Here is a 6,825-nt window from a genome sequence, read left to right as displayed (position 1 = left end):
GTTTTTATGTCCCTTCAAGGTGTAGATTAATTGACGATTCTGTGCATCCCACAACTTTACTGTTCCATCAAAAGATGCGGAAGCAATTGTTTTACCATCTGGGCTAAATACCACACTCCTAAGCGAGTTTTTATGTCCTTCCCAGGTGTGGATTAATTGACGATTCTGTGCATCCCACAACTTTAATATTCCACCTGTTGATCCGGAAGCAATTGTTTTACCATCTGGGCTAAATACCACACTCCAAACCGAGTTTTTATGTCCCTTCAAGGTGTAGATTAATTGACGATTCTGTGCATCCCACAACTTTACTGTTCCATCAAAAGATGCGGAAGCAATTGTTTTACCATCTGGGCTAAATACTACACTCGAAACCGAGTTTTTATGTCCCTCCAAGGTGTAGATTAATTTACGATTCTGTGCATCCCACAACTTTACTGTTCTATCTGTTGATCCGGAAGCAATTGTTTTACCATCTGGGCTAAATACCACACTCGAAACCGAGCTTTTATGTCCCTCCAAGGTATTGATTAATTTACGATTCTGTTTATCCCACAACTTTACTGTTTCATCAAAAGATGCGGAAGCAATTGTTTTACCATCTGGGCTAAATACCACACTCCAAACCTCATTTTTATGTCCCTCCAAGGTGTAGATTAATTTACGATTCTGTGCATCCCACAACTTTACTGTTCCATCTAAAGATGCGGAAGCAATTGTTTTACCATCTGGGCTAAATACTACACTCCAAACCGAGTTTTTATGTCCTTCCCAGGTGTGGATTAATTGACGATTCTGTACATCCCACAACTTTAATATTCCACCAAAAGATGCGGAAGCAATTGTTTTACCATCCGGGCTAAATACCACACTCCAAACCTCATTTTTATGTCCCTCCAAGGTGTGGATTAAGTTACGATTCTGTGCATCCCATAACTTTACTGTTCCATCTAAAGATGCGGAAGCAATTGTTTTACCATCTGGGCTAAATACCACACTCCAAACCGAGTTTTCATGTCCCTTTAAGGTGTGGATTAATTGACGATTCTGTGCGTCCCACAACTTTACTGTTCTATCTGTTGATGCGGAAGCAATTGTTTTACCATCTGGGCTAAATACCACGCTCATAACCGAGTTTTTATGTCCTTCCCAGGTGTGGATTAATTGACGATTCTGTGCATCCCACAACTTTAATATTCCATCTGTTGATGCGGAAACAATTGTTTTACCATCCGGGCTAAATACCACACTCCAAACCTCATTTTTATGTCCCTCCAAGGTGTGGATTAATTGACGATTCTGTGCATCCCATAACTTTACTGTTTCATCTAAAGATGCGGAAGCAATTGTTTTACCATCTGGGCTCAATACCACCCTCGTAACCGCTTCTTTATGTCCTTTAATGGTGTGTTTTGCTTCTATAAAGGAATGAATTGGCTGATTAATTACTATTTGAATTTTCTTCTTGATATCATTTGGTACTTGACTTTTCCACCAGCTATCATCTAAGAATTGCTGGGTTTTAATAGCTTCAAACAATGCATCACTATAATCCTCTAAATCCAAATAGTTTTCTGAAGTTAGAATTGAACTATTAAGCCGTTCTCTTGTAGACGTTATCTCCGCATTTACCCAATTCCAACCAGCAAACCCAGTAGCAGCAGAAACAGCTAACAAACCACCACTAAGCCAACTAATTGCACGTTTTTGCAACCGTACTTTTTCCTGTCGTTGACGCTCTTGTTCTGCTTCTTCCCGATCCTTTGCATCCAAACTCTCCCGAATAAATTCACTTTGAGAATCGCTCAAATACTCCTGATATTTTTGATCGAAATACCAACCTTCTGCTTCACCTAAATTACCACCACTTAACAAATATTCCGGTGAACGCTTTTTATCTTCCCATTTAACTACTGTAAACTGTAACCGTTCCTGCCAAACCCGGAACTGACGATTGCTTTTGATCCATTCGCACAGCATTCCCCATTCTCGAATCAGTGCTTCATGGATAATCTCTACCGTTTTCTCTTGAGTACTTTGATCCCAACCAGTTACCAGCAAACGTTTATTCGCGAAAAATTCTACCCAATCCCAATTATCTTCCCCCACTTCACCACGGGTTGCTTTACGTTTGGTATCTTCCGTACCTTCCCCCGGACTAACTAACTGAATAAATATCTGCTCCGCTTTTTCTTTGTCCTCATCAGATAAGGAATTTAATATTGAATCTGCATATTTAGCTAAAGCTTTTTCTAAACCACCAATTTCTTCGTAAGCTTGATGGGTGAGATACCATTTATCATGTCTATCCCAAAGCTGGGATAGGGTAAATTCCAATAAAGGTAAACGTCCTGGTTGCTCACCAAGATCGTCAATCAGTTTACTGGTTAAACCCTTCTCAAATTCCACCTTCATCTTAGCGGCTGGTTGTTCGATCGCTGCAGTTAATTCAACACGGTTCATCTGTGTGACTAATATTGGGGGGTATTTCCGCAAAGTTTCACCCATTGGTTTATAGTCAACAAAGGTTTTTCCCATAAAATCAGCCCTGAGGGTGAACACCAGGGTAAAACCTGGGGTAAATCTGACAGCGTAAAGCAATGCATCTAAGAAAGTTTGACGTTGTTTTTCCGAGGTTAAAGTGTAAAGTTCTTCAAATTGGTCTGCAATTAATACAAAACGTTGGTGTTGGTAGGATGTCTGTCCGTTAGACGTCCCCACAACAGAATTATCCGTTACTCCATAGTCCCTGATAGAGACGTTCCATGGAACGTCTCTACACAGTTGTGGTATATTTTTAGAGGATTGTGGGGAAATTTGACCAGAAGCAACAATATTTTCGATTAATCGGTGCAAAGCTTTTTCATCATGAAGCAAGTTTATTTGTGTTGGACTTGCGCACTCGTTACTAATTTCTAATAGGTTGGGATTGCTTCCTTGGGTCGCAATTACAGTAGACCTGATATGGGAACTCAAAGCAACAGTCAAAGAGTCAAAGGGATTCTTCCCCGGACGGAAGGATACTATTTCTACCTTACTAGTCGTCCTTAAATGAGGAACTAAACCCGCAAACACTAAGGACGACTTCCCACTTCCAGAAGCACCAATGACTCCAACTAAAGGTTGGGTATCTACTGCTTGAACTAAATCGGCGATCGCATTATCTCGACCAAAAAAGAAATTCTTATCTTCCTCTGTAAATGCAGATAATCCTTTGTAAGGACAGTTGGGAAGTTTACCTCTTAACCCTCCCAAATCTTCCCAAGTTGGAGGTGAATCGCTGGTATTTTTACAGATAATTGGTAACCAGTTTAATCCTGGTATTTGCTTTTCTGACTCAGGTGTTAATTCTATAAACTTAAGTCTTGCATCTCGCACCGAGGTAAATAAAGATTTTCCTTCTGTGTACGAATTGAGAAAATACTCAAGAAAACCGATTGCGATTTTATCCGGTACTGGTTCGCGCCAAACTATGATATAGGGTAAATGTAAATCTGCTAATTGCTTCCCTAAACCCAAACCATCACAGGAATTAAATATTGCTAACTTTAAACCCTTTTTTACTGCTTCCCCTAAAGTATTTCTGATTTCCTGTAAATTTAAATTTTCTTGTGAATTAATTTGCAGCGAACCAACTGTTCCATCTTCAAAGGTTTCGCTATGACCGCTATAAAATAAGATATCGCAAGGTTCATCCCATAACTTGCTAAATTCTTGACGTTGCGGTTGCTCCAGAAGAATTAACTCTGCTCCGCGACCTTCAAGCTTTGTAATTAATTCCTTATCGCTTTCAACATTTATATTTTTACTATCACCAAAGATACTTGTAATTTTTACCCTTCTAAATTTTCCATCATCCTTAACTTCCGGCGAATTCGACTCAAATTCACTCAAACATAAAACAACTTCAACCTCTAAACCCGAACCTTTGTGAAAATAATCCCATTCCCGCCAAGGTAAACGATGTAAAATATCCTTTGTTTGCTGCGATGTAATATTTTGAGTATGAATCTCCAACAAAACTTGAGAATTTGCCTCTAACAGCAGTTGTCTTTCTAACTGTGACCTAATTTTTTCTAACCATTGGTTAACTTCAGTACATAAATCCAATGCATAACTATCACACTCTTGCTTAGACTGCTCAAATGATAAATTAGTTGGTATTTTCGTAAAACCTCTGATAACATCATTCTCATTCTCTGGATAAAAATTTGTCGCCAAAGATTTGGAGGGTAAAATTTTGATCCCACGAGCTTCAAATAACTCAATGTATCTATTTTGCCAATTTCTATACAAACTAGGAATTAGGGGTGCAGAGGGTAACTGGATTTTTATATCTTTAGAGTGCTGACCTGAAGCAATGTTTGCCTTAATGACGGTCTCAGAGAATCCATTAGCAAAGTCACCATCACCAAACTTAAAATTTACCAGTACCTGCATGAATACACTTCCTAACCCTCGCTGATTATCTGGGTGCTATTATTATTAACCCTTTTGATATGATGACACTTGTTGCTTGTTGTTTTTTGTAAAAATATCAATAATTCTTTATTATTTTATTTAAATTCATTTTATGAAATAAATTTTTTTGTGAAATAAGTCTGCAGATAGATGAATAAAATTGCTAATACATAATCCGACTAACGAGCAACAATATACCTTTTACTATTATTTACAGGTTGAAAGAATTTACAGGTTAAGAGAAAATTCACCGAACTATCATTCTTCATGTGCGTTTGAGCAAAAAAAGCTGTGGGGTATTGACTTTAGGGTAATATTCACAGGGTGATAACGACAAACGAACGCATCAAACTTAATGAATTTGACTTTTAACTGTTGATTTTTCACTTTTCACTACTGTATCCCTAAAAAATTCACAATACTATATACACGTAATTCCTCAAAAGCTCTAAGTGGTGGACAAAAATATTTACCGTCATTTGCGTTAGCACTTAGCACATGAGTCATTCTACTATGTCTTCGACACGCTACGCAATGCTCCATACCCACTGCACGCACGCTGACATTAACGCAATGACATCATGTAATTAATTCTGTCCAACTATATTAATTACAAATTTTTATTAATTACAAATTTTTTGAGGATAAGTGACCGGTTAACTTGTTTATCTCTAGCATTTTTCTCATAAATATCAATATTCATGAGAATGCACAAAACAACTAAAGATGTATATAAGAACTATGGATATAGATATTTCAAAATATTGGACAATTTGTACCATTACTAATCCTATAGCTCCCAATGGTACATTCACAAGAGGTTACAGAGATCAAGCATTAACCTTAGCAAAAGAGTTCTTTAAAAAAACATTCCCACAGGAAAGTCGCCAACAAACTTTATCTAGAGTGATACACCAGAATACTCAAACGCATTTGTGGAAAATTTTTCATGATGATAGTTGTGACATTTACACTCGCGCTTTAGCTGGACTTTGCTTGAGGTGCTACATTTCTCATGCGATCGCAAAAACTTGCAAAATAATTATTAATTCGACCTCCAGAACTGATACTCCTAAACCCTTTACTTATCATGATTTGTTGCCATATGTTCTAAATGATGATGGGAAAAACTTCATCATTTTGGACAGAGATGGTAAAACTCAGCTAATGTTAAAGGAAGATGGTTCTACTCAAGCAATAACGAATAAAGGAAATTATCAAAGTATAGAAATTTTACGAACCTATAATCCAAACTTATCTAAAAGAGAAAGTTTAGATAACTGGGCGATTAGATTTACTCAACAGAATAGGGATTTGAAAAATTTTTTGTTGGAATACAGAGTCAGAATTCCTAGTGATTGGTCGCTACTATGTAAAGATATTCCCAATGCCCTCAAGTCTCATTTACAACATAATGAACGTGAGATTTTAGAAGCCTTTCATCAAGTTTATCGTCGTGATAGACGCTTGTATGGTCAAACAGGAAAATGTACAAATCCAACAATCAAGCAACTACAAGAAATACTATATTCCTTGCGGAAACGAGATATCACTCTAAAATCTCATGAAGAACTGATAGGGTGTCTCAAAGGTATTGCATACATATTACGTCAGGATATGTATTCGACAAAGCTTGGTACTCCTCAAGCAGAATCACTAGATGTAGGATCGCAGATAGACAATGATAATTATTCCGTTCAAGTTAATCTACCTCCTGGTGCTTATTTAGATCCAGTATTAATAGAGTGGCAAGAATTATTAAATGTGATAAGTAACCTATTTATCAAAGTTTTATCTCAAGCGATCGCTCAAAAAATACCCGAAAAAGTTTCAGACTTGAGAAAAAGTAAAGCATACAGTAGCTTCGCAAATAAATTCCCAGAAGGTTTAGGACTCTATTATCAAAAAAGTAATCCTCTAAGCATACACGAAATTGCTAATTTGTGGTCTATTGATAGAGTGAAAACAAGACGGATATTCAATTTAAAGCAACTTCTGAAAACTACTGAGTACCTAACCGAGGAAATTTTGCTTAAAAATCTTATAGAAAACCCAGTAGATTCTCGTTTAAATTCTATATCGAAAAGTCCAGAAAAACTAAAAATTGTAGCCGAAGCAACCAGAGATTATATCTACGATATGGCTTTTAAAGAAGCATTCGCAGAAATAAATTCCGGTAAATACCGGAGCAGAAATAGTTTATTTGCTCAACGATTGCGTCAATATTTGCATGATACAAGTAAGGAATGCAGCTGAAATCAATCGGGAAGTGCCACTAAATATCATAATAATTCTGACTATCACGCTGAATTTTGTACTAACAAAAACTTGAAAAATATAATCACTGGGAAATCCTAGCTTTCA

Annotated in this window: 2 protein-coding genes; one reads left to right on the top strand and one right to left on the bottom strand. The window is 37.0% G+C overall.

The genetic code is table 11. The annotated features are described in order from the left end of the window. A partial coding sequence (locus QNJ50_RS18380; RefSeq protein ID WP_300637849.1) for a CHAT domain-containing protein occupies nt 1–4,440 on the bottom strand: 4,440 nt, incomplete at its 3' end. 762 nt (nt 4,441–5,202) lie between these two features. Between QNJ50_RS18380 and QNJ50_RS18375 the strand changes: the two genes are divergently transcribed. Further along, nucleotides 5,203–6,717, top strand: a complete 1,515-nt coding sequence (locus QNJ50_RS18375) for a hypothetical protein (RefSeq protein WP_300637847.1) — start codon at nt 5,203–5,205, stop codon at nt 6,715–6,717. The last annotated feature ends 108 nt before the right edge of the window (nt 6,718–6,825 follow it).

Source organism: Mastigocoleus sp. MO_188.B34, from assembly GCF_030065675.1.
Classification (GTDB): Bacteria; Cyanobacteriota; Cyanobacteriia; order Cyanobacteriales; family Nostocaceae; genus Mastigocoleus.
The sequence above is the reverse complement of the archived record's forward strand: the minus strand, read 5'-3'. Positions and strand labels throughout refer to the sequence as shown.